We start from the raw sequence: 24,377 nt of genomic DNA on the forward strand, positions 1-24,377 counted from the left end.
CCGAGCATCAATCCTTATCGGTTTGATGCTCGGTCCATTGCCCAATAAACTCAAGCTTGAGATCATTTATCTAAACAAGTGAGTTCGATTTATCCATTTTTCTTCGAGCTCCTTAGCGGGCATAGGCTTGGCAAAATAATACCCTTGGATCCTATCCACCTTCAAGGATTCACACAAACCTCGTTGAAACTCGGTTTCCACCCCTTCGGCCACAATTTCAAAGTTGAGTGCTTTGGAAAACGCGCATATGGCTCGTAAAAAATGGCTATCACTTTCGCTGTGAATATTATGAATGAAAGATTTATCTATCTTGATCACTTCAAAAGGTAAGAGTTGCAGGTGAGTTAGTGAAGAATAACCAGTGCCAAAATCATCTAACGCCAATTTAATCCCTGCTAGTGATAGATCCATTAACTGCTTATCTGCTATTTCACTTCTATTAATAGTGCTTTCGGTTAATTCAAGTTCGAGTTGCTCTGGTTGGATTTCATGCTTAGACAAGGTATTCATCACAAATTGATAAAAATCGCTGCGATTAAGCTGCAATGCCGATAAGTTTGCCGCCATGGATAGCTTAACGTCATTTCTTGTCATTTGATTCCATTGGGCTAACTGCTGGCAGGCCATATCTATCACCCATCGGCCTATCTCATCGATTAAACCCATCTCTTCAGCCACAGGAATAAACACCATGGGTGAAATCAACCCTTGCGTCGGGTGCTGCCATCGTATCAAGGCTTCTACACCCACGATATGATGATCGTTATAGCTCACTTGAGGTTGATAATATAAAATAAATTGTTGTTGTTCCACGGCAATACGCAGATCACTCTCTAGGGTTACGCGCTTAAGTACTTCATCATGGATTGCCTTCGAATAGAAATGGGATTGATTTCGACCAGATGACTTAGAGCGATACATGGCGACGTCTGCGCATTTCATTAATTGGTTCGCATCTGTGGCGCAATCAGGATAAGTGGCTATACCTAAACTCGCCGTCACTGTGACTGGATTGCCGTTTATCATCATCGCTGGTTTAAGGGATTCAAAAACTCGAGCGATGAGCTGACCTATGTTGACAATATTGCCAAGGTTTTGCACTAATATTGCAAATTCATCACCACCTAAGCGGCACAAGGTGTCCCCTTCTCTGAGCGGATTTTTTAAGCGTTGTGCCACTTCCTGTAATAAATAATCACCCGCCTCATGCCCCATGGTGTCATTAACATTCTTAAAAAAATCTAAGTCCAGCATGATCAGAGCTAAGCTTTTGTTCTCCCGTTTTGCGGTGGGGATGGCATTTTTTAATGTTTCATCGAAAAAGTATCTATTTGTGAGCCCTGTCAAGGTATCCCGTTCCGCCAAATGCCGTAATTTGACGTAACTGGAACGCAATTCTTGCTCCAACTTAAAACGCTCTTGAGCCTGTAAGATGGCTCGCTTGAGCCTGACTGAAGACACCTCGCTCTTAACGATAAAATCTTGTGCTCCTGCTTCTATACATTTTAATGCTATACCTTCATCGCTACTGTGGCTTAGCATGATGATTGCTGTGCTTTTTATCCACACCCCCTGTAGCAAGGTTAACACTTCTAAGCCATCCATATCCGGCAGGCTATAATCCAGTAATACCACGTCGAATTGATCAGATGTGGCCAATTCTAGCCCTTTTTTTGCCGTGTCAGCTTCAATAATATTGAGTGCTAATCCTGAGTTTTTTAGATTGCGAATAGCATTCATTCTGTCTATGGTGTCATCATCAATTAAGAGTATTTTCATCACTTTATGCTCGACAATGTTAAAACATCAATTATGGTCAACAGGCAATTCCACTAAACGCCAATAATGATCCAACAGCTGCAGTAACTCAGTAAAATCACTGTCTAACTTTGATTTCACAATGTAACCCGCAATATGCTCTTTATAGGCTTGTGCCCTATCCTGATCATCATTTGATGTGGTGAGCACAAACACCACACTGTCGGTCAATTTAGGATCTTTTCTGAGCTCAACTAGCATCTCAAGTCCGTTCATACGAGGCATATTCAAATCGAGCAAAATAATAAATGGCCGACCCACACCTTGGTTACGCAGAATAGCTAACCCTTCTACACCGTCGACTGCGCGATAATAGGGGTTAGCTAATCGCAGCTTCTTTAAGGCGCGCTCTATGCTCATGGCATCGATATCATCATCTTCAACCAATAGAATGGATACTTCCTTGTATGCCCTGTTATTCATCTAAATAACTCCTTAATAAATTGTATTTAGGCCAAGTAAATTGAAATTGAGTTCCGCGCACACCATCAGATTCAACATTGATAGTGCAATGATAGCGTTCAATAATTTTTTTAATAATGGCCAATCCCATCCCACTTCCTTCAACTTCATCTCGAGGTTTTAAGGTTTGAAATAGCCCGAAAATACGTTGCTGATGCTCGGGCGCAATCCCTGGGCCATCATCCTTAACCGTGAATTCAATGTGTTCACGCATATTTTTTGCCGTTACAGTGATAGCACCACAATCCGAGTCGTGGTGCTTAATCGCATTGTTGATCAAGTTGCGCATGACTAATTCAAAAGGGGTCGATAAGGTATTAAAGTCAGGTAAATCTACGCTGCAATTCAAGGTGAAATTAACTGGGGGGCTCAGTAGCTTAAATGTCTCAGCCACCATTTCGCTGACATTGATACTTTTAAACTCTCCATGCTTACGACCAATACGAGAATAGGCAAGCAAGTCATTTAACAGATTCTCTAAGCGAGTTATGCGATTTTGCATCAAGGCTAAATAGTCTAATGTTTGCGTGTTAGCACTGTCTTGAACATCTTCTCGGATCCAACTGGCGAGCTGCATGATGCCGCGAAGCGGGGCTTTAAGGTCGTGGGAGGCCACATAAGCAAAATCATCAAGCTCTTTATTACTGCGTTCTAGATGAAGCATATATTGCTTCATTTTGCTTTCAGTGGCTTTTCGCAAACTAATGTCACGTACTGTGGCGGAGAAAAACAGCTGGTTATTGAGCGTGATATCGACAACCGCTATCGTCATGAAAAATTGTTCGCCATTGGCTCTGCGCCCTAACGTCTCAAAGCTTTGACCTATAGTGCCAACCTCTTGAGACAAAAAACTGTCGACAAGGCTTTGCCTGGGCTCACCATGGTCAATTTCAGCGACTAGGGTACGTATATTCTTGCCGATAATGTCATCGGTTGAATAGCCAAAGATCTGTTCTGCGGCTTTATTAAAACTTAACACCCCTCCCTGACTATCCATCAACATGACGGCATCATACATATTCTCTAAGGTGACTCTCAGCCGCTCTTCCTTTTCAGCCAGCTCAATTTGTTGCGCAAGCTGCTTGATGCTTGTTTGCTCACGATAGCGTAAATGCATGAGTAACAGCATCAAAACAGAAATGACAGCACTAATGGAGAGTACGATATTACTATGGGCCCACAGTGAACCTGATTGAGTATTTGGCCCGTTAAACAAGGCAAGTTCTGTACGCCACAGGCTCTCTTTAAAAGAAAACTCGCTGCTTTTCTTAAGCTGAACAGTATGTTCTGCTAGGTTACTGGGGTTACTTGCAATTAAGGTATCGCCGTCGAAGAGTTTGAATTGAAATTGAAAATCATCAGCGATGGACAAGGTCGGCACCACACTGTCGAGTAATTTTTGAACACTAATGATCGCTAAAATAAAGCCATTAAATTCTCCGCCAACACCTAATGGCCTAACGACCACCAGCCCATATTCACCCTGAACTAGCTTCACGGGAGAAATGATGGTCGTGCTATCACGAGCTAGCGCCTGTGTGAGTAGCCCGTGTCTTTCACTCCCATGCTCAATAAATAATCCTTTTACCTCTTCATCACTGCTGCGAGACACAATCCAGTTAGCATTAAAGGACTCATCCACCCACTCGATAGCCTGAAAAATAGGAAAGTCGCGAATATAAGTCTGGGCGTCGGCTTCCCAGACGTGTTGAGAAGTACCACCATTGGACTCCCAACGCACAGCCATTCGTTCTAATGACTGTAAGTGCTTGTCCAAGGCCAGAGATAAAGCCGCTTGATGGTTTTCTAATTGCTGCTGAAGTTTAGAGGCTATCTGATTGTCTTTTTGAGTATTCAATGCTTGCCAGAGTAACAGTGTAAAGGCAAGAAGGGTTAATCCCGCTGTCAGCAGGTTTCTCATATGCAAATGGTGGACTGATAATCTGGAGATGTTATAGCCCCAAGAGAGCAGCCCTAAACCTAATAAGATAAACCCTACTGAAGTATGAATAGCCATCTTAGTTAAATAACCCCAGCCATACGCCGTTTCTAACCCCATGGCATAACCCAGTAAGGCAATAGTGCCTAAGGCTATGATCACTGTGCCTAATAAGGTCATCTCATTGAATCTAGCATTGGCATTGACCAGTACTAGCACTATGCCACTTAGGAGAAAGCATAGCGCGCTGTTAGGTGCCATTCTACCGGGCGAAGCCGTTGATATGGTAACGTAGGGCTCCATAAGCAGCTGATCTATCCCTAAATCCAATTGAAAATATATCTCGATAAGGGTAAGACCACCAATTAGGCTCACTATAGCGCCAACTAGCATCGCCATTCTGGCATAGCCATATAAAGACAACAGCAAGCAACTACCAGATAATACAAAACCCAACGCCGTATTGTATTGCATAGGAGGAAATGATTCGTGAATTTGCAATAAGGTGATATTTTGCAGGTACCAACCCGTGATGACGGTAAGTCCCAGACATAAGATGCATATGGCAAGTAAGGCACTTGCTATGAGGGAGCTTGCTCTGTTTCTGTTAAGAATTGACCCCGCAAAATGAGACATAGATTAATCGATCTCCTTGATTCTTATCGCTTGATACCAGAGGCGGTTCTGGCCACAATCCCTGTGCATCGATTAATTATTTAATATAACTAAGGTCGTATTAACATAGTGAAATCAGTTGGTAATAGGTTAATTCAAGCAGAAAGATGAAAAATTGCTACACCTACAACAGGCTTTAATTGAATAGATATTCAAAACACAACTAAAGTATGAGTAGCTTAAAAACATGGAGCCGAAATAACAGACAATGAAGATGAATACATCTTGTCTGCACATAAGGAATATTATACTAACAAGCCGTCACAAGTTCCCTAAGCCAAGCAACCCTTTCCTCTGATTATTGACACCCTTCCACTAAATCAGCACTTTTATCTTGCTGAAACTCGTGCGTTAAGCGGATATAAGATGAAATTTAACCGTAATTATGAGTATGATAGGCGAAATAATAATAAAGGAAGTTCACATGCTAGGGTTAGTACTCGGTTCCAGTCTTATCATCATCTTAAGTTACCTCTGGTATGCAGGGTTAGTTAGGAAGCGACAATTGGCTTTAGAGGCACTGGGCGCTATCGACGATAAACTGGCTCAAAGAACGGCATTAGTCCATGAATATGCCGATAGCCTCAAGAGCCAGCGAGATCACTTGCAGGAACAAGAAGCGCTACTGGCAAAACTTGATGCCCTGCAAGCCAGCTACCAATGGCAAGCCGATGCCGACAATATTGCATCTTTTCTCGAAAGCTGGATACGAGTGGATTTACTACTCACTGAATTAGTCGACTCCTTTAACCATTTAGACCCCAATGATAGCTGGCTAGAGAGCTATAATGAGCTGAAAGAAAACTGCCTCACCGCCCAACGTTTTTATAACCATGCCGTCGATGAGCTTAACCTTGGAGTCACTTCATTGCCAGGATCTATCGTGGCCAATATCATGCAGATAAAAGTGATGCCATGCTTTAAACAAGATCTTGCGAGCCACAGCGAAGGCTAAGCTTTCAAATACAATATTCGCAATCCCACTTATGGAGGGCAAGTTCATGGTGCTGCCACCAAAACTGTTTGGCTTGTCTCCATTGATCTTGCTGCTTTTTATCGGCATGAGCACAGGCTTGCAGGCGCAAACCGATCCCAGCCAAGCCAAGGATTATCAAGCAAAATGGTTAACCTCATTGCCTGTAGACAGGCTCAGCTGGGCAAGATTTTCAGCCCTTCCTATTTCAGCCGTTGTCACCCCGGCAGTTACCACTAAATCCACCTCAGACATCATTTTTTATCCTCTAGAGCCAATAGCCCCTGCGCGTCTAGAGAGTGATACCAGTACCAAGCCAAGCTTGACGCTGGAAGCTAAGACTAAGTACAACATCACCCTTAAACCTCAACGTCAGCAGTCGATTAACCCCCACAGTGCCAAGCCAAAGATTATTGCCCGTTATTCGACTCAGGGGACTTCCAAGCAATTGGCATCAGACAAGGATAAGGTGTACCACTATACCAAGCATGATGGTGGCGCCGTATTTAGTGATAGAGCCCCAGAGGGCGGGGAGTATCAAGTTTTATTGTTTGAATGCTTCGCTTGCCGGCTTGATTCCAATCTAGACTGGCATAAAATTCCATTATTTGCCTTAGATTACAGCCACTCAGTGGCAGAAGCCGCTAAGATTTACCGCTTAGAACCCGCGCTTATTCGCGCCGTTATTCACGCAGAATCGGCCTTCGATGTGCATGCGCGCTCAAAAGCTGGCGCCATGGGATTAATGCAACTGATGCCAACGACAGCCGCTGACATGGGGGTGACCAATGCTTTCAATGCCCAGCAAAATATCTTAGGTGGCAGCCGTTATTTGGCGCAAATGCTCAAACAATTTAACGGTGATATCGAGCTTGCCTGCGCCGCCTATAATGCGGGGCCCACCACAGTGACTCAATATCGCGGTATACCACCTTATCCAGAAACTCAGGCCTATGTAAAACGGGTCAAAATTTTATTGCAGCGTTACCGCAATGTCTCAGCCAGTTAGCGATGAAGAGAGCCTTATGAAAACAAAAAAAATAACGAACATGATGCTAGCAAGCCAAACCATGACACTTTTAGCTATTGCCTTAACGTCAGCTTCAGTGGCAGCAGAACCTGCTCCCTCCCAAGAAGATATGCGGCTATACACGATAGCAAGCGCCCCAAGTGCCGGGCGTATCGAACAAGATATCAAGACCTTAGTGGGTTTTGGCACCCGTCATACCTTGTCACAAACTGACTCCAACGCCCAAGGCATAGGGGCTGCTAGGCGCTGGATTGAAACTGAATTCCAACGTATTTCGGCCAAATGTAATGGCTGTTTAGAAGTGGTAACGCTTTCTGAAACTGTATCAGGTAAGCGCATCCCTAACCCCACTGAAGTAGTTAACGTGATTGCCATACAGCGAGGCCTAACGGACCCCAATAGAGCCGTCGTCATGACCGGCGACATAGACTCAAGAGTCACAGATGTGATGAACTCAAGTGCCATATCCCCCGGCGCTAACGACAATGCCTCAGGGGTGGCAGGTACGTTAGAGGCGGCAAGAGTCTTGTCTCAATATCAATTCGCAGGCACCATCATCTATGCTGCGCTCTCAGGGGAAGAGCAAGGACTTTATGGCGGCGATATCTTAATTAATCATGCCAAAGCCCAAGGTTTACAGATCCAAGCCGTACTCAATAATGACATGATAGGCAATATCGCTGGCATCAACGGGGTAATCGATAACCACAGCGTGCGGGTATTTTCCGAGGGGGTACGTATAGCAGAAACCTCAGAAGAAGCAAAAGAGCGCTATTTCAGCGGTGGCGAGAATGATTCTGCATCCAGAAACTTAGCAAGAAAAATCAAATCATTAGCCGACCAGTACATGACCAACCTCGATGTGCAATTGATCAATCGATTAGATAGATTCGGCCGTGGTGGTCATCACCTGCCCTTTAATAAAGCAGGTTTTGCCGCGGTGCGTGTGATGGAAACCAACGAGCATTACCACAGGCAGCATCAAGATATCCGCACCGAAAATGGCATTGCTTACGGGGATGTGATTGAAGGGGTCGATTTTGACTTTAACGCTAAACTCACGGCGCTTAATGCCATCAGCTTAGCCGCCATGGCGTGGGCACCCGCACCGCCAAAAGAGGTAAAAATAAGCGGTGAAGTCAGCGCCGATACTGTGCTCAAGTGGACAGTCAATAACAAGGATAAGGCCTTAGTAGGTTATCGGGTTTATTGGCGTAACACCACAGCATCCGAGTGGACCCATAGCCGTTATGTGGGCAAGTTAGGTCAATTCACCTTAAAGAATTTGGTTATCGACAATTACCTGTTCGGCGTTGCCAGTGTCAGCGCTGACGGCAACACCAGCCCAGTGGTATTCCCAGGGGCAATCGGCGCGTTTTAACCCCCTTTGTAGAATAGGGGATTAGAGGTCTCACTGCGCTAGTTAGCATAAGTGTTGGGGCGACTAACGCAGGTTAGCTCCCCCCTATCGGCTATTCGCCCACTTCCCACTTCACTGTGACATGGCCGTCTATGCCCCCCAGTGTCTTAGCTAAATAGTCTAGGCTATCTTTGGCCAGCTCATCCAGTTGCCATGGCGGGTTAATGATCCAAAGACCCGCTGCCGTCATACCAAACTCATTGGAGTCAGTCTTAATGCCTTGCTCAAGGCGTAACTGCTTAGTGATACCGCTATTTTTAAGCTTACTCAGCATAGCTTCTGTCTGCTCTCTATCGACCACTGGGTACCACAGCATAAATACACCGGTAGAGAAGCGCTTATGGGCCTTGATGATGGCATCGGCCACGTCTTGATAGTCGGTCTTAATTTCAAAACTGGGGTCAATCAACACCACACCGCGGCGCTCAAGTGGCGGCACGGCGGCAATCAGTCCCGCTAAACCATCACCCTTGATGACTTTCACTTGCCTGTCTTTGGCAAAGTAATCACTGAGTAACTCATGATCTGTGCCGTGCAACTCGTGCAGCACCATGCGATCTTGTGGCCTAAGCTCGCTATCAACAAACGCGGGGGAACCCGGATACAGACTTAACTCATCCTGCTCGGCATTAAAGGTTTTAACCGCCGCCACATAGTCCTTTAACGCTAAGGGTAAATCTGTTTTATCCCAAAGCTTAGCCACGCCATCTAAATATTCACCGGTTTTCTGGGCAAACTCATCCTCTAATGAATACGCGCCCGCGCCAGCATGGGTATCCACATACACAAAGGCTTTATCTTTTTTGTGCATGGCTTTAAGCACTTGTAACAAGATGGCGTGTTTGAGCACATCGGCATAATTGCCAGCATGATAACCGTGGCGGTAACTTAGCATCGGGGAGATTCCAGAGAATAAAAGGATAATGGCCATATTATAAACCCAAGCAGCCTCAAGATACGAGTTTCAACATCTTGAGCTTGTTTGGGTATGAATTTTAACGCCCATCAGGTATAGGTGTTCACAGCAAAGGGCTTTTGGCATAATAGCCACAATCATTATTGACATAGCAGAAGATCGTGACGCGCATATTTTTCAATCAGCAATACCCTACGCTCGTCGACATCAGTCAGCGCTGGCAACTCGAGTTCGATAAAGAGGCTGAGTTCGAACTGAAATTCGAGCAAAACCAGCTGAGTTTGCATAAGCGAGACGAGCCTAAGCTTGATGGTATAGTGGTGGATTTTATCAGTGGCGCCGTCGCCCACAGACGTAAATTTGGTGGTGGACGCGGTCAATCCATTGCCAAAGCCGTCGGTTTAAAGCAAGGCGTTACTCCCACTGTTGTTGATGGCACCGCAGGCCTTGGGCGGGATGCCTTCGTGCTCGCAAGCCTAGGTTGCAAAGTCATCATGGTTGAGCGTCACCCCGTGGTCGCCGCGCTATTAGAAGATGGCCTACGCCGCGCCTATGACGACGCTGAAATTGGCGCTTGGATGACGGAGCGCATGAGTTTGTTTCCTGGCTCAAGCTTGGAAGCCTTAGCAAAAATCACCGACGCCGTGGATGTGGTCTACTTAGACCCCATGTATCCCCACAGGGACAAGTCGGCATTAGTGAAAAAAGAAATGCGGGTGTTTCAGTCCTTAGTTGGCGCCGATCTCGATGCCGATGGCCTACTCACCCCCGCCATGACCTTGGCCACCAAACGTGTGGTCGTCAAACGCCCCGATTACGCCGAAGACTTAGATGGCATCAAACCATCCATGGTCATCGCCACTAAGAAAAACAGATTCGACGTATACATAAAAGCGGCAATGAAATAGCGTTTTGGCCTCAGAATAAGTGTGAAATATCGTGGAAAATAACAGGGTGGGTTCGGGGGCAGCGCTAATATCCAGAATAACGCGGACTCTTTTCGAGTAAAAAGCTCAATAGCAGAACTCGGCCATTGAGCTAACGTCACGGGTGACGCCATATTCTTACCGGTAAGAAGATCCCTGTGGGCTCAAGCGCAGCATCCCTGCTGCACATGCACTCGAGCCATTTAGCCCTATCAGATAAATACTCATAGACTTCCCGCTGTGATACAGCTTACAAGCTTCAGCAAGGCAATCTAGGGCAAGTTTAGCTAGGTGCACCGCTAACGATGAACTCATCTAGGCTATTAATGACTTGTTCTACACTAATAAGCTGCATTAATTCACTGCCTTTAGCTCGCGTACCCCAAGGCACCTCGCCATCAAACTGACCTGTGATAGCCTGTTCATACACGCTCACCACCCTGTGCTGAGATAAATAGGGGCCGGTACGTCCCGGATTTGAATGAGCATAGAGTCCAATGACAGGCGTGCCTTGAGTCACCGCCATATGCGCAGGCCCAGTATCGGGAGACAAGACTAGATCCGCCTGTTTTAACAGTGCCAATAATTGGGTTAATGAAGTCTTGCCAACTAAGTTTTCCAACAGTTGGTTGCTCGCAAGCTCAATGTCTGTGGCTAATTGACGCTCCTGCTGCGTTGGCCCACCGCACAGTATCACTCGATAACCTCGGTTAATCATGTGATCCGCAGCCGCCGCGTAGCGTTTTGCCAACCAATTACGCTCAGGCTTACTGGCTGCGGCGCAAATGATCATCACAGGCTCTATGCCTTCCACCAGCTGCTGAGCAAATTGCTCGTCTTCAACTGGCACGGGAATATTCCAAGCTGGCCTTAAATCACTGACTCCTATGGCCTTAGCAAAGCCCATAAAACCTTCCAACACATGGGGAGAGGTTTGTGGCTCGATAGTATGGTTAGTCACCAACCACTGCCCTTCTTTGGCTCTAGCTTTATCAAAACCTATGCGGACTTTTGCTTTAATCATTAACGAAGCAATGCTGGCCCTCAAGGCGACTTGCATGTGCAGCAAGACATCAAACTTCTGTCCCGCTAAGGCTTTACGTAAATTACCATAGCTGCGCCAACCTTGGGATTTATCAAAAATAACAAACTCAACATCGGGTAAATGTTTGAGTAATTGATATTCAACCTTACCTATCACCCAAGTGATGGCAAGCTTAGGGTATTGACGTTGAATGGCCTGCACCATGGCCACTGCATGGCACACATCACCGATGGCAGATAGGCGTAATAAACACAGGGAAGTCATTGAACTAAAATCAGGTTTCATGGGCAGCCGTTTGTTTGATGGTCGGTGAGAAGGTTAGCGCAAAGTAGCGATCTTAATGTAGAATACCCTTTCGATCCACTTAGTTCCTTCAGCTTTTGTGATTAAAGCATGCAAATAAAAACAACGCAAAAAGGCCATATCGCTTGGTGCCAAGATGAAGCTCAGGCTCTGCCTGTAGCAGGCTTTACTATGGATTATTGGCAAGCCAAAGATGCCATAGTCGGTCAATCCAAGGGGCGCTATACCACTTGGTTTGTGCAAGCTAATGCGTATTTCCCCAGTTGCAGTGCAGAGCAACATTGGGTGCTTAGGCATTATTGGCGCGGTGGATTAATCGAAAAGCTCAGTAAAGATGCCTATGTCTATACGGGCCTTAAACGCACCCGCGCCGTTGCTGAACTCGCCTTATTGGAACAGCTCTATCGAGAAGGCTTTGCCGTTCCGCGCCCCATTGCCGCTAATGTCGAACGTTTTGGGATCTGGTATCGCGCCGATATCATCATAGAGCGTGTCCCCTTAGCGAAAGACTTAGTGGCTCATCTTGCTAACGACAGCCTGACTCCAATTCAATGGCACGCATTAGGCCAGACCCTAGCCCAGTTTCACCTGCGCGGCGTGTATCACGCCGACTTAAATGCCAAGAATATTCTCATTGCCGATAACAAGTTTTACCTTATCGATTTCGATCGTGGCGAATTTAGAACGCCACAAAAAAACTGGCAACAGGCTAACTTGGCAAGATTGCTGCGTTCATTCAACAAAGAGCAATCCAAGCAAGCCAACCTAGGTTTTACCCTCGATAATTGGCACTTGTTAATGATGGGTTACCAGGAAGCCATGCTATCAAAACCCACTTAATCACACAGCGTCACTGGCTTAATTCGCTACGGATGAGCCATAACGCTCAATAACGGCTAACTGCTTAACTAAGGCGCCGCGATTTTCTTCAACCACGGCGATTGCCGCCTTTGAGGCTTGCTGGGCTAAATCGGCTTGTTCAAATAGGCTAAGTAAATGCGCGGCCAATGTCTCTGCCGAGTCCACCACAGTTAAGCCACCGGCCTCGACCAGCAACTGAGTAATCTGCGTAAAGTCCCAATGATGAGGACCAACACAGACAGAGAGCCCCATGGCCGCTGGCTCCAAAGGATTATGGCCGCCATTTTCAATCAAGGTGCCGCCCACAAACGCTTGATCGCCACAGCCATAGAGCATCAATAGCTCTCCCATGGTATCCCCAAGTAATACCTGAGTATCGGCACTCATCTTTTGCTCAGTGCTACGTCTTGCAAGCTGCAGCCCTGCTTGACTGACAGTGCTCGCCGCCAACTCAAATTGCTCAGGATGGCGCGGCGCCATGATAAGCAAGGCCTTAGGGAAGCGTGCCAAAATGTGCTTATGTGCGGTTAATATGGCGCCAAACTCTCCCGGATGCACGCTACCCGCCACCCACACAGGTTCAACCGTTCGTTGCCACTGCTGGCGCAATACTCTTGCCTGCTGGCGTTTAGCATCATCTATCTGCAAATCAAACTTTAAACTGCCACACACTTGTACCCGCCTAGCGTCAACCCCAAGGGCAATAAAGCGCTCTGCCTCTGCCTGCGTCTGCACCGCAATAACATCTAAGGACTGCAACATGGGCCGATTTAACTTAGGGTAATTGGCATATTTATCCGCAGATTTTTGTGACAAGCGGCCATTGGCTAACACTAACTTACAGCCGCGCTTATGTGCTTGATGGACTAAATTAGGCCACAATTCGGTTTCCATAATGATGCACAGCTCAGGTTTAAGCTGCTTTAAGAAGCGCTTTACACTAAAAGGGAGATCGAAGGGTAGATAGCAATGCTGCACTGTATCGCCAAAGGCTTTGCGTACCTGGACCGAACCCGTTGGGCTGGTGGTGGTAACAGTAAAGTGCCACTCGGGATGCGCCTTCATTAACGCTTTAATCAAAGGTATCGCCGCTAGGGTCTCGCCCATGGAAACGCTATGGATCAATACCTGGCTTGAGTTTAACTTGCTCAAACCGAAACGCTCGCCCCAGCGGCCACGATAATCTGGGCTCTTGAAGGCTCGCAGGCTCAAATAGACCAAGAGTAATGGAGAAAGAAGATACAATAGCGCTGAATATAAATGACGATTCATCAGATGTTTTACGACAGGATAGAATTTGTCTGCCAATGCTAACACGGGCTGCCACAGTCACCAAGACAGCGGGGCTTAGGCGTTCAAGGTCTCGGGAAGTCCCCCTAAAATACCGCCTCTGTGCCTATGTCATAGCCACCGCAGTGGTCTGACCTTGAAATACTAAGTCCAAATACCCTATTTCTACTATGGTCAAAATTCTTTTGACGCCATACACTTGAATAAGTGTAAATACTTTAATTTTGCCCTGCCTTGCTTGCCCTGATTGGATATAGCGCGCCTCAATCTCAATGGAATGAGAATAACTTAATAATAAATAGGAATGAGATGAAAACCCGTGATCGCATAGTACATGCCAGCTTAGAGCTGTTTAACTTAAATGGTGAACCCGGTATCACCACTAACCATATTGCCGCCCATTTGGGCATGAGCCCAGGTAACCTGTATTACCATTTCCGCAATAAAGAAGACATTATCCGCTCTATTTTTGACTTATATCAGCAGCATCTGGAAAAAGGCTTTCAGCCTTATGAAAACAAACAAGTGGATATGGCGCTGCTGATGGGCTACTTCGATGCGCTTTTTTATACCTTGTGGCAATTTCGCTTTATGTACGCCAATTTAGTGATTATTTTAGGTCGCGATGAAGAATTAAAACAAAAGTATCTCGGTATTCAGCAGCAAGTGCTGGCCCGCAGCAGTAATATTTTACAGCAGCTTAAGAAAGACAAGGTACTGGATATTGCCGACGATGAAATCACCCCGTTGGCGGACACTATCCGTATGATTGCCGGTTTTTGGATTAGCAACCAACTGACCTACTCAGGGGCTGCTAACATTACCAAATCCTCTCTCTATGAAGGTCTGCTTAGAGTATTAATGTTGTTTAAAGCCTATTCCACCAGCGATTCTTTCGAGACGTTCAAGCACTTAGAGCAGCATTACCGCACCCTAGCCTTGGAAGATGACCAATAGCATAAAAATGAGCCTACGACTCTACCCCCAGTTACAGATTAGAATTTCTAATCTGTAACGCTTCCTTTCCCCCTTAACTCCTTCGCTGCTCTGTCCTGTTTAAAAAATACTGTGGGACAGTTCCAATACAGGTTAGAATGCCAACAATTCCCTATAAAAATACCTAGGAGAAATCTGGTGGCATCTACCTCATTCTACGCTCGTATCAAGCAACAAATCACCGACGTTAAAGCCGAAGGTTTATATAAAAGCGAGCGCGTTATCGCTTCGGCCCAGCAAACGGCAATCCAAGTTAATCACAATGAAGTTATTAACTTCTGTGCTAACAATTATTTAGGATTAGCCAACCACCCTGAACTCATTAACGCAGCCAAAAACGGTCTGCAGAGCCATGGTTTTGGCATGGCATCGGTGCGTTTTATCTGTGGTACTCAAGATATTCATAAACAGCTTGAGCAAAGCTTGAGTGAATTCTTAGGCATGGAAGACACCATTCTTTATTCTTCTTGTTTCGATGCCAACGCCGGTTTGTTTGAAACCTTGTTAGATGCCGAAGATGCCATAGTGTCAGACGCCCTAAACCATGCCTCAATTATCGATGGTGTTCGTTTATGTAAAGCCAAGCGCTTCCGTTACGCCAACAATGACATGAACGATCTTGAAGTGCAGCTTAAAGCCGCTCAAGCTGCGGGTGCCCGCAACATTCTGATCGCCACCGATGGCGTATTCTCTATGGATGGCGTTATTGCTAACCTAAAAGGCGTCTGCGATTTAGCCGATAAATACGGCGCACTGGTTATGGTCGATGACTCCCATGCCGTTGGTTTTATTGGTCAAAATGGCCGTGGCACCCACGAATATTGTGACGTCATGGACAGAGTGGACATCATCACAGGCACCTTAGGCAAGGCATTAGGCGGCGCATCGGGTGGTTTTACTGCGGCGAAAAAAGAAGTGGTTGAATGGTTACGTCAACGCTCGCGCCCGTATTTATTCTCAAACTCTTTAGCCCCCTCTATTGTCAGCGCCTCGATTCATGTACTTGAAATGCTAAAGACCGGCCATGACCTACGTGAAGCCGTGTGGGAAAACAGCCGTTATTTCCGCGAGCAAATGACAGCCGCAGGCTTTACCTTGGGCGGCGCCGATCACGCCATCATTCCTGTAATGATAGGTGATGCTAAACTGGCTAGTGACTTTGCCAATCGTCTACTGGCAGAACAAATTTACGTGGTTGGCTTCTCTTTCCCTGTTGTGCCTAAGGGTCAAGCCCGTATTCGTACTCAAATGTCTGCCGCTCACAGCCGTGAGCAACTAGACAAAGCCATTGATGCATTTACTCGTATTGGTAAAGACATGGGCATTATTTAATCGGCCACGATTATTTAGGACATTATGATGAAAGCATTAAGTAAATTAAAAGCCGAAAAAGGCATTTGGATGGTTGACGCACCAAAGCCTGTAATGGGTCACAACGACCTATTAATTAAAATTCGTAAAACCGCAATCTGCGGCACCGATATGCACATTTACAACTGGGACGAATGGGCACAGAAAACCATACCTGTGCCTATGGTTGTTGGCCATGAATATGTCGGTGAAGTTGTCGACATGGGCGTTGAAGTCCGTGGTTTTACTGTGGGTGACCGCGTCTCTGGTGAAGGCCATATTACTTGTGGTCATTGCCGTAACTGCCGTGGTGGTCGTACTCACCTATGCCGTAACACCACGGGTGTTGGCGTAAACCGAGAAGGCTCATTTGCAGAATACTTGGTTATTCCGGCATTTAACGCCTTTAAAATCCCAGCAGATATCTCTGACGATCTTGCCGCTATTTTCGATCCTTTCGGCAATGCCGTGCACACGGCGCTATCGTTCGATTTAGTCGGTGAAGACGTGTTGATCACAGGCGCTGGCCCCATAGGTATTATGGCTGCGGCTGTGTGTAAGCACGTCGGTGCTCGCCATGTGGTGATCACAGATGTAAACGAATACCGCCTAGAGCTTGCCCGTAAAATGGGCGCGACTCGCGCAGTAAACGTCTCTAAAGAAAACTTAACCGATGTGATGACAGAGCTTGGCATGACAGAAGGCTTCGATGTCGGCCTTGAAATGTCAGGGGTTCCATCAGCGTTTCATGGCATGTTAGATACCATGAATCACGGCGGTAAAATAGCCATGTTAGGTATTCCTGGCGGCGAAATGGCTATCGACTGGAGCAAGGTAATCTTCAAAGGCCTCATCATCAAAGGCATCTATGGCCGAGAAATGTTTGAGACCTGGTACAAGATGGCGAGCCTTATTCAATCGGGTTTAGATCTATCGCCTATCATCACTCACCATTTTGCTATCGATGACTTCCAGCTAGGCTTTGAAGCCATGGGGTCGGGTCAGTCGGGCAAGGTTATCCTTAACTGGGATTAACCGTTAAGCCAAGGCTTAACAATAAGGGCTTGTATTTATACAAGCCCTTATTTCATACTTAACATCATCTTTATTGCTTTTTAGGGTTCACATGTCAGCTTTTACGCATTTATCCATCAATCAACTGATCCACATGACCCAAGAGTCAAGTGACGTACAAATTGTCGATATCCGTGATGCCGCCAGCTTCCAAGCGGGACACATAGCGAATTCAATCAATTTGAACAATGAAAATATCAGCCATTTTATTGCCGATGCCGATATGGATAAACCTCTAGTGGTGGTGTGTTACCACGGCATGAGCAGCCAAGGCGCCGCCAGTTATTTGCATGAGCAGGGCTTCGATGCTGTCTATAGCCTAGATGGCGGCTACAGCGCCTGGAGCCTTGCTAATTCATGATAGCCATTGGCCAGCTTGACAATGCCCGTGCGGCGCAGGCATTTATCGATTATCTCAGAGGTATTGGGATTGATTGTGAGCCTGTGTCCAATGAGCAAGGTGTCATGCTGGTTATTCACAACGCCGAGCAACAAGCTCAAGCAAAAGCCGAGTTCGAACGCTTTTTGGCTGAACCCTATGCCGATCGTTATTTGAAAGCCTCATGGGACTCGGGTGATACTAAAGCACAGTTGGATTACGGCGCCGCTGGGCTAGGATTAGTACAACACTTTATCACTCAGTCTGGGCCGCTGACCTTAGGGGTATTTGCAATAAGCCTGCTGCTATTTGCCCTGATGAACTTCGGCTTACTCGAACTGGTATATACAAGCTTATCGTTTTTTGGCGCCACTCAAGCGATTGATTTAACTCAGGTGTGGCGGGTATTTACCCCCAGTCTACTGCACTTTTCCCTTCTACATATTATGTTCAACTTACTCTGGTGGTGGTACTTGGGCGGGAAAATTGAGTTAAGACTCGGTGCACCAAAGCTGCTGGTGTTATTGCTGGTTGCCGGCACTCTGCCGAATATATTGCAGTATTTTATTAGTGGCCCCAATTTTGGCGGGCTTTCTGGAGTCGTCTATGCCCTAGTGGGTTACACTTGGTTAATGGGCAAGAGGCGACCACAATCTGGGCTACAACTTCCCGATTCCTACATGGGTTTTATGATGTTGTGGTTAGTGCTTGGCTTTACCGATCTGCTCGGCATGCCCATAGCCAATGGCGCTCATCTTGGTGGTTTGCTTATTGGGCTGACACAAGCGGCCTTTGACAGCCGCAAGCTCAAAGCCAGCTAACCTTGATTAAGCAAAGTTAACTCGGATCTAAACGTGAGGCTCACTCATTTCTAATACCCGCGCCACCAGCTTTTCGATACCAGTATGGGCTTCTGCGATGGAACCGGCCAACATATAAGCGGGCGTGCTAACTATCTTATTGATTTCATCAACCACGATTTCATCAACCTTGGCATCTATGTGCTTACCGCCCATTTCAGAAAACGCCTGCGCGCTAGCGCTGTCTGTACCTATGGTCGCCTTAGCGCCATGTCCGTAGATTTTTGGGATTATCATAGGGGAGATACAAATAAAGCCAACCGGCTTTGCCGCTAGGGCAAACTCGCGGATAAATACCGCAACTATGGGATTCACAGTGCAATCACTGCCAGTAATGGCGTAGTTAGACAGATTTTTAGCCGCACCAAAACCGCCAGGGATAATCAAGGCATCGTATTCACTCACGTCTAAAGACTTAGCATTAAGCACCTCACCGCGAGCGATGCGAGCCGACTCCACTAACACATTACGACGTTCATTAGTCGCCACCTCTCCGGTAAGATGATTGACCACGTGCATCTGCTCAATATCCGGTGCGAAACATTGATAATGCGCCCCAGCACGAGACAAGGCGAGTAAGGTTAACACCGACTCATGGATCTCAGTACCATCGAAGACACCGGCACCACTGAGCAAAACAGCAACATTTTTCATTAAAACGTCCCTCGTTATATCAAGTTATTTTAACAGTAAGACAACAAATTACTTGATCTGATTAAAAATCGTGCTAATTTAGTTGCTCGAATTTATCAAGACTTCAAAATAAAGCCAAGAAGTTTACATTTTTAAGCTCGAGAATAAAAAAATCCACAAATAAGGATGTTTTATCAAAATTATAATAACACTCACAAAAATTATTTTTACCCATTAAATTCAACACCTTATAATTTTAATTTCCAGTCGCATTTAAAACTACTCCAGCATGTTGATTATTCCACTCACAGACTTATCCACAGGCTGCGGTTTAATTTGCCGTGGCCGAAAAGCTCTGTCTGTGGCATGCTAACGCTATCTCAGCTGACTGATAATGAACTCAAATTATGCCAATAATCCCAGAAAACCCCCTCGTCCTTGTGGATGGTTCTTCCTATCTTTATCGCGCTTACTACGCACCACCACATCTAACCAATTCTAAGGGTGAAGCCACGGGAGCGGTATACGGTGTAGTCAACATGCTTCGCAGCTTAATGAGCCGTTATCATCCGAGTCACATTGCCGTGGTATTTGATGCCAAAGGTAAAACATTTAGAAATGATATGTACAGCGAGTACAAGGCGCAGCGCCCACCCATGCCTGATGACTTACGCAGTCAAATCGCCCCTTTGCATAGAATAATCCACGCATTAGGCCTACCGCTTATCAGTATCGAAGGGGTTGAAGCCGATGACGTCATAGGCACCATAGCCAAGCGTGCCAGCGCCGAAGGCCGTGCCACCTTGATAAGCACAGGTGATAAAGACATGGCGCAGCTGGTTAATGAACATGTCACCCTGATAAATACCATGACAGACACCATAATGGGGCCTGAAGAAGTGGCCACTAAATTTGGTGTGGGCCCCGAGCTTATCATAGATTTCTTAGCCCTGATGGGCGATAAATCCGATAACATTCCAGGTCTACCGGGTGTTGGTGAAAAAACCGCACTGGCCATGTTAAACGGAGTTGGCAGTGTAGAAAAACTATTAGCCGATCCCCAAAGCGTCCTTGAAGTGGGCTTTAGGGGCGCTAAAACCATGCCAGCAAAAATTATCGACAATGCTGACATGCTTAAACTCTCCTACCAACTGGCCACCATCAAAACCGATGTGGAGTTGGATCCCGACTGGGATCTTCTTGCGGTGAAGCCGCATAATAAAGATGAGCTTATCGCCTGTTATGGTGAAATGGAGTTTAAACGCTGGCTAGCTGAAGTATTAGATAATAAAGCGCCAACCCAAGTTAAAACATCATCCAATGCTGAGTCTGACGAAGTGATGGCTCCCGTTGAGGCCATTAGCGCCAAGTATCACACCATCTTAACCCTCGATGACTTAGATACTTGGATTGCAAAGTTAAGCCAAGCCAAACTCATTGCCATAGACACTGAGACCACCAGCTTAAATTACATGGATGCTAAGCTCGTGGGGATTTCATTCGCCATCGAAGCAGGCGAAGCCGCATATTTGCCGTTAGCCCATGATTATTTAGATGCTCCGAGCCAAATAGACATGGCAACCGCCCTTGAGAAGCTGCGGCCGCTACTGGAAAGTGACAACCCAGCTAAAGTAGGCCAAAACTTAAAGTACGATATCAGCATTTTCGCTAATGTGGGCATCAAGCTTAAAGGCGTGCACTTCGATACCATGCTGGAGTCCTATGTGTTTAATTCGGTCGCCTCCCGCCATGATATGGATGGGCTTGCCTTAAAGTACTTAGGCCATAAGAACATTAGCTTCGAGGACGTTGCCGGTAAAGGCGCGAAACAGCTGACCTTTAATCAAATCGATTTAGACACCGCCGCGCCCTATGCCGCAGAAGATGCCGATATTACCTTACGTCTGCATCAACATTTATGGCCAAGGCTTGAGAAAGAGCCAGAACTGGCCCAAGTGTTCACCGAATTAGAATTACCACTTATTCAAGTTTTATCTGATATCGAGCGCCAAGGGGTACTTATAGACCCTATGCTATTAAGTCAGCAAAGTGATGAACTAGCGCAGAAGATTGATAAGTTAGAACTTGAGGCCTATGAGATAGCCGGTGAGAAATTTAACCTAGGGTCGCCAAAACAGTTGCAAGTCTTATTCTTTGAAAAATTGGCATACCCTATCATCAAGAAGACCCCCAAAGGTGCGCCATCGACGGCTGAAGAGGTGTTAGTCGAACTCGCCTTAGACTACCCCTTGCCCAAGATTATCTTAGCTCATCGCAGCTTAGCCAAACTTAAGAGTACCTACACGGACAAACTGCCGTTAATGGTCAATGGCACCACGGGGCGAGTGCATACCAGCTACCATCAAGCGAATGCCGCGACGGGGCGCTTATCATCGAGCGATCCAAACCTTCAAAACATTCCAATCCGCACTGAAGAAGGTCGCCGCATCAGACAAGCCTTTATCGCGCCGGCTGGGCGTAAAATTTTAGCGGCGGATTATTCACAAATTGAATTAAGGATCATGGCACATTTATCCCAAGATAAAGGCCTACTCACCGCCTTTGCCGAAGGTAAAGATATTCATAGAGCCACCGCAGCGGAAGTCTTTGGCGCACATTTTGAAGAAGTCACCACAGAGCAAAGGCGCCGTGCAAAAGCCGTCAACTTCGGTTTGATTTATGGCATGTCGGCCTTTGGCTTGGCTAAGCAGCTGGATATTCCTCGCAACGAAGCACAAACCTATATCGACACTTATTTCGCCCGCTATCCTGGGGTATTACAGTATATGGAAGAGACCCGTGCTAGCGCAGCCGAATTAGGCTACGTATCGACCCTGTTTGGCCGCCGCCTGTATCTACCAGAAATTCGCGATCGTAACGCCATGCGCCGCCAAGCTGCAGAAAGGGCTGCCATTAATGCCCCAATGCAAGGCACGGCCGCTGACATCATCAAGAAAGCCATGATCAACATAGCGAACTGGATCAAGACCGAGACCCAAGGTGAAATAACCATGATCATGCAAGTACACGATGAACTGGTGTTTGAAGTGGATGAAGCTCAAGCTGAAACATTAAAAGCCAAAATTTGCTTACTCATGGCACAAGCCGCCGATTTGGATGTCACCCTATTGGCAGAAGCGGGCATTGGTAATAATTGGGATGAAGCCCACTAGATTGCAGAGTGGTTAAGCAACTGTTTTAAAATGAATAAATAGTTATTTAAAGCCTGCCGCCCTCATAATGAGGACGGCAGGCTTTTTAATATAACCACTCGCCAAGGTCCAAATAAAACTTGAAGTCTGCCACAGTATTAGCGCTTTATTTGAAAAACTGTTTTTCATTTCACGGCAAATACAGTATTATTCTCGGCGTAGGGTACAGAGGTTAAGATGTTCAATCTTTCAAACCTTTTTTAAATCACTAGCAATAGTGACAGCCAAATATGGCGCCTCAGTAAGCGATTACTGGGGCTTTTTTTTGCCCAGAATAAAATTTAGAGCATTTACTTTAAAAAGTGTTTTATTTTAGTGAGAAACAGGTTATTCTCTGGTCATTGAGGGTTGTCGAATGAATTGATAGCACTTGAGTCTTGTTGAATTTAGCTTTCCCCAAAAGAGCTATATTTTTTGCCGATGACCTTAGGTCGTCGGTTTTTTTTTGCTTTTTTTATGTCTGCAGCCATAAAAAAAGCCAGCAACTATGCTGGCCTATGCCGATTGTACTAATCGAATTCGAAAGCGCTGATTAATCTTCTGGTGATTCTTGTGCCATGGCATCCATCAACCATTGTGGGTGGCACCATTCATTAAGAATGCTCAACACCTTAGGCTTGCCCGTTCCCTTAAGCGATGAAAATGGCTCAACCTTCACCCAATCACCAAAGTCCGCTAACGCACTACGCACTTCGTTAACTGTTTTCATTTTTGCACTTTGAGCCAGCTTGTCCGACTTAGTCAGTAACGCCAATACCGGGATTTCACTGGCAACTGCCCACTCGATCATCTGCATGTCGAGATCTTTTAATGGATGACGAATGTCCATCAATACCACAACGCCGCTTAAGCAGGCTCTTTTTTGCAGGTATTCACCTAAAGCTTGCTGCCATTTATTCTTCAAAGCCAAGGGAACTTGGGCAAAACCATAACCAGGCAAATCCACTAAACGGCGATCATCATCTAAGGCAAACACGTTGATTAGCTGGGTACGACCCGGTGTCTTACTGGTTCTGGCAAGACTTTTCTGTTCTGTCAGTGCGTTGAGAGCACTGGACTTACCGGCATTAGAGCGACCTGCAAAGGCGATTTCTACGCCAACGTCACCCGGTAAATATTGATTAAGGTGAGCAATATCTGGCGCACTGATTAAAAACTTGGCCCTGCGGAAATCCATAATAGATTCTGACACTGTTAACTCCGATTAAATAAAAATCCCCATCAAGAGAGGTCTTGATTGCAACAATGACCGCTTCATAATAATAGGTATAAGAACACTTATGGTGTCACAACTCTGATGATGCAATACCATAATTATTGAACAATTGCTTACTTTTACACGTTTTCGTGTAAAATATTATTTCGAGCATAATATATGTATTTTACCACGCTTGCAGGTCCTCCTAGTAAGCTCAGGACAATAATTTAACAATAAGTTGGAACGCCATGAAAAAGTTAGCTCTTGCGCTGTCTGTAGTTGCCGCTATGTCATCGCCTGCAAACGCCGAAGGTAATGCTGAAGCGGGCAAAACCAAAGCCCTTATCTGTTCAGCCTGTCACGGTGTTGACGGAAACAGCATGATAGACATGTACCCTAAGATTTCAGGTCAACACGCGTCATACCTAGAAAAACAAATACATGATTTTCGTTCTGCCGCAATGTCTGGTGGCAAAGAAGGTCGTATGGACCCTATCATGGGCGGTATGACTATGGCGTTAAGCGATCAAGATATTGCTGATTTGGCAGCATTTTTTGCGAGCAACCCCATTCAAGCGGTTGCCATTACCGATGTGCCTGCATTAGGTGAAAGCCTATACAAAGGTGGTGATACCGACCGTGGTATTACCGGTTGTATCGCTTGTCACGGCCCAGATGGTAAGGGCGCTGCCGCAGCAGGTTTTCCAACATTAGCGGGGCAGCACACCAATTACATCAAGATCCAACTCAATAAGTTCCGTGACGGCAGCCGTAACAATGATTTGAACGGCATGATGCAAGATATCGCTAAAAAATTAACTGATAGCGACATAGAAGCATTATCTAAATATATTTCAAGCATTAAGTAAGCCTTAATTGACTTGGGTAGTATGAAAAATGAGCGGCTCCGCTCATTTTTTACGCTATTTTGTTGACGTTTACGTCAACTTACTGACGTTTTGCTTGACAGTGTTCACCCTTTTAGGGTTAAATAGCTCCCGTACCAAGGTAAACCCA

The 24,377-nt window shown here is 46.0% G+C and carries 20 protein-coding genes; 12 read left to right on the forward strand and 8 right to left on the reverse strand.

Annotated features, from left to right (window positions below; translation table 11 throughout):
* Window positions 1-66: 66 nt before the first annotated feature.
* The 3 genes from SDEN_RS18730 to SDEN_RS19965 are packed head-to-tail and all read right to left on the reverse strand — an operon-like array spanning window position 67 to window position 4,855.
* Window positions 67-1,779, reverse strand: a complete 1,713-nt coding sequence (locus SDEN_RS18730) for a putative bifunctional diguanylate cyclase/phosphodiesterase (RefSeq protein WP_011498017.1) — start codon at window positions 1,777-1,779, stop codon at window positions 67-69.
* Window positions 1,780-1,806: 27 nt separating this feature from the next.
* Entirely contained in the window at window positions 1,807-2,241 is a 435-nt protein-coding gene (locus SDEN_RS18735; RefSeq protein WP_011498018.1) for a response regulator, read from the reverse strand.
* Window positions 2,234-4,855 carry an ATP-binding protein gene (locus tag SDEN_RS19965; RefSeq protein WP_011498019.1) on the reverse strand — a complete coding sequence of 874 codons (2,622 nt, stop codon included), beginning with the start codon at window positions 4,853-4,855 and terminating at the stop codon, window positions 2,234-2,236. Before SDEN_RS19965 ends, SDEN_RS18735 begins: the two co-directional genes overlap by 8 nt.
* Before the next feature lie 463 nt (window positions 4,856-5,318).
* Here SDEN_RS19965 and SDEN_RS18745 point away from each other — a divergent pair, with 463 nt between their 5' ends.
* From SDEN_RS18745 to SDEN_RS18755, 3 genes are all read left to right on the forward strand, one after another.
* A complete protein-coding gene (locus SDEN_RS18745; RefSeq protein WP_011498020.1) occupies window positions 5,319-5,849 on the forward strand; it encodes a LemA family protein in 531 nt (176 codons plus the stop codon).
* Between the two features lie 340 nt (window positions 5,850-6,189).
* Entirely contained in the window at window positions 6,190-6,876 is a 687-nt protein-coding gene (locus SDEN_RS18750) for a lytic transglycosylase domain-containing protein (protein WP_408640241.1), read from the forward strand.
* 16 nt (window positions 6,877-6,892) lie between these two features.
* A complete protein-coding gene (locus tag SDEN_RS18755; protein ID WP_049763109.1) occupies window positions 6,893-8,278 on the forward strand; it encodes a M28 family metallopeptidase in 1,386 nt (461 codons plus the stop codon).
* A gap of 91 nt (window positions 8,279-8,369) precedes the next feature.
* Here the strand turns inward: SDEN_RS18755 and SDEN_RS18760 are convergent, their stop codons facing one another.
* Complete coding sequence (locus SDEN_RS18760) at window positions 8,370-9,212, reverse strand: 23S rRNA (adenine(2030)-N(6))-methyltransferase RlmJ (RefSeq protein ID WP_041405903.1); 843 nt, start codon at window positions 9,210-9,212, stop codon at window positions 8,370-8,372.
* A gap of 182 nt (window positions 9,213-9,394) precedes the next feature.
* Here SDEN_RS18760 and SDEN_RS18765 point away from each other — a divergent pair, with 182 nt between their 5' ends.
* On the forward strand, window positions 9,395-10,141 hold the full coding sequence (locus tag SDEN_RS18765) for a class I SAM-dependent methyltransferase (RefSeq protein WP_011498024.1): 747 nt from the start codon (window positions 9,395-9,397) through the stop codon (window positions 10,139-10,141).
* A gap of 301 nt (window positions 10,142-10,442) precedes the next feature.
* Here the strand turns inward: SDEN_RS18765 and SDEN_RS18770 are convergent, their stop codons facing one another.
* Entirely contained in the window at window positions 10,443-11,489 is a 1,047-nt protein-coding gene (locus SDEN_RS18770) for a glycosyltransferase family 9 protein (protein WP_011498025.1), read from the reverse strand.
* 108 nt (window positions 11,490-11,597) lie between these two features.
* Here SDEN_RS18770 and SDEN_RS18775 point away from each other — a divergent pair, with 108 nt between their 5' ends.
* On the forward strand, window positions 11,598-12,347 hold the full coding sequence (locus tag SDEN_RS18775; protein WP_011498026.1) for a 3-deoxy-D-manno-octulosonic acid kinase: 750 nt from the start codon (window positions 11,598-11,600) through the stop codon (window positions 12,345-12,347).
* A gap of 18 nt (window positions 12,348-12,365) precedes the next feature.
* Here the strand turns inward: SDEN_RS18775 and waaA are convergent, their stop codons facing one another.
* Complete coding sequence (waaA, locus tag SDEN_RS18780; protein WP_041405904.1) at window positions 12,366-13,640, reverse strand: lipid IV(A) 3-deoxy-D-manno-octulosonic acid transferase; 1,275 nt, start codon at window positions 13,638-13,640, stop codon at window positions 12,366-12,368.
* A 327-nt stretch (window positions 13,641-13,967) separates the two neighbouring features.
* Here waaA and SDEN_RS18785 point away from each other — a divergent pair, with 327 nt between their 5' ends.
* From SDEN_RS18785 to glpG, 5 genes are all read left to right on the forward strand, one after another.
* Window positions 13,968-14,615 (forward strand): TetR/AcrR family transcriptional regulator, encoded by a 648-nt coding sequence (locus SDEN_RS18785; RefSeq protein ID WP_011498028.1) that lies wholly within the window; start codon window positions 13,968-13,970, stop codon window positions 14,613-14,615.
* Between the two features lie 177 nt (window positions 14,616-14,792).
* Complete coding sequence (locus SDEN_RS18790; RefSeq protein ID WP_011498029.1) at window positions 14,793-15,986, forward strand: glycine C-acetyltransferase; 1,194 nt, start codon at window positions 14,793-14,795, stop codon at window positions 15,984-15,986.
* 27 nt (window positions 15,987-16,013) lie between these two features.
* Window positions 16,014-17,039 (forward strand): L-threonine 3-dehydrogenase, encoded by a 1,026-nt coding sequence (tdh, locus tag SDEN_RS18795; protein ID WP_041405905.1) that lies wholly within the window; start codon window positions 16,014-16,016, stop codon window positions 17,037-17,039.
* A gap of 91 nt (window positions 17,040-17,130) precedes the next feature.
* Window positions 17,131-17,439 carry a thiosulfate sulfurtransferase GlpE gene (gene glpE / locus SDEN_RS18800; RefSeq protein WP_011498031.1) on the forward strand — a complete coding sequence of 103 codons (309 nt, stop codon included), beginning with the start codon at window positions 17,131-17,133 and terminating at the stop codon, window positions 17,437-17,439.
* On the forward strand, window positions 17,436-18,278 hold the full coding sequence (gene glpG / locus SDEN_RS18805; protein WP_011498032.1) for a rhomboid family intramembrane serine protease GlpG: 843 nt from the start codon (window positions 17,436-17,438) through the stop codon (window positions 18,276-18,278). The genes glpE and glpG overlap by 4 nt, the downstream gene beginning before the upstream one ends.
* Window positions 18,279-18,305: 27 nt before the next feature.
* Here glpG and elbB read toward each other — a convergent pair whose 3' ends face one another.
* Window positions 18,306-18,971, reverse strand: coding sequence for an isoprenoid biosynthesis glyoxalase ElbB (elbB, locus tag SDEN_RS18810; protein ID WP_011498033.1), 666 nt, complete (start codon window positions 18,969-18,971; stop codon window positions 18,306-18,308).
* 386 nt (window positions 18,972-19,357) lie between these two features.
* Between elbB and polA the strand changes: the two genes are divergently transcribed.
* Entirely contained in the window at window positions 19,358-22,123 is a 2,766-nt protein-coding gene (gene polA / locus SDEN_RS18815; protein WP_011498034.1) for a DNA polymerase I, read from the forward strand.
* A gap of 571 nt (window positions 22,124-22,694) precedes the next feature.
* Here polA and yihA read toward each other — a convergent pair.
* Window positions 22,695-23,354, reverse strand: a complete 660-nt coding sequence (yihA, locus tag SDEN_RS18820; protein WP_011498035.1) for a ribosome biogenesis GTP-binding protein YihA/YsxC — start codon at window positions 23,352-23,354, stop codon at window positions 22,695-22,697.
* 254 nt (window positions 23,355-23,608) lie between these two features.
* On the opposite strand from yihA, the gene SDEN_RS18825 reads away from it, so the two are divergent.
* The gene (locus tag SDEN_RS18825; protein ID WP_011498036.1) at window positions 23,609-24,229 is read left to right on the forward strand and encodes a c-type cytochrome; all 621 of its coding nucleotides are present in this window, start codon (window positions 23,609-23,611) and stop codon (window positions 24,227-24,229) included.
* The last annotated feature ends 148 nt before the right edge of the window (window positions 24,230-24,377 follow it).

Origin of the sequence: Shewanella denitrificans OS217 (assembly GCF_000013765.1) — a bacterium.
Taxonomy (GTDB): domain Bacteria; phylum Pseudomonadota; class Gammaproteobacteria; order Enterobacterales; family Shewanellaceae; genus Shewanella; species Shewanella denitrificans.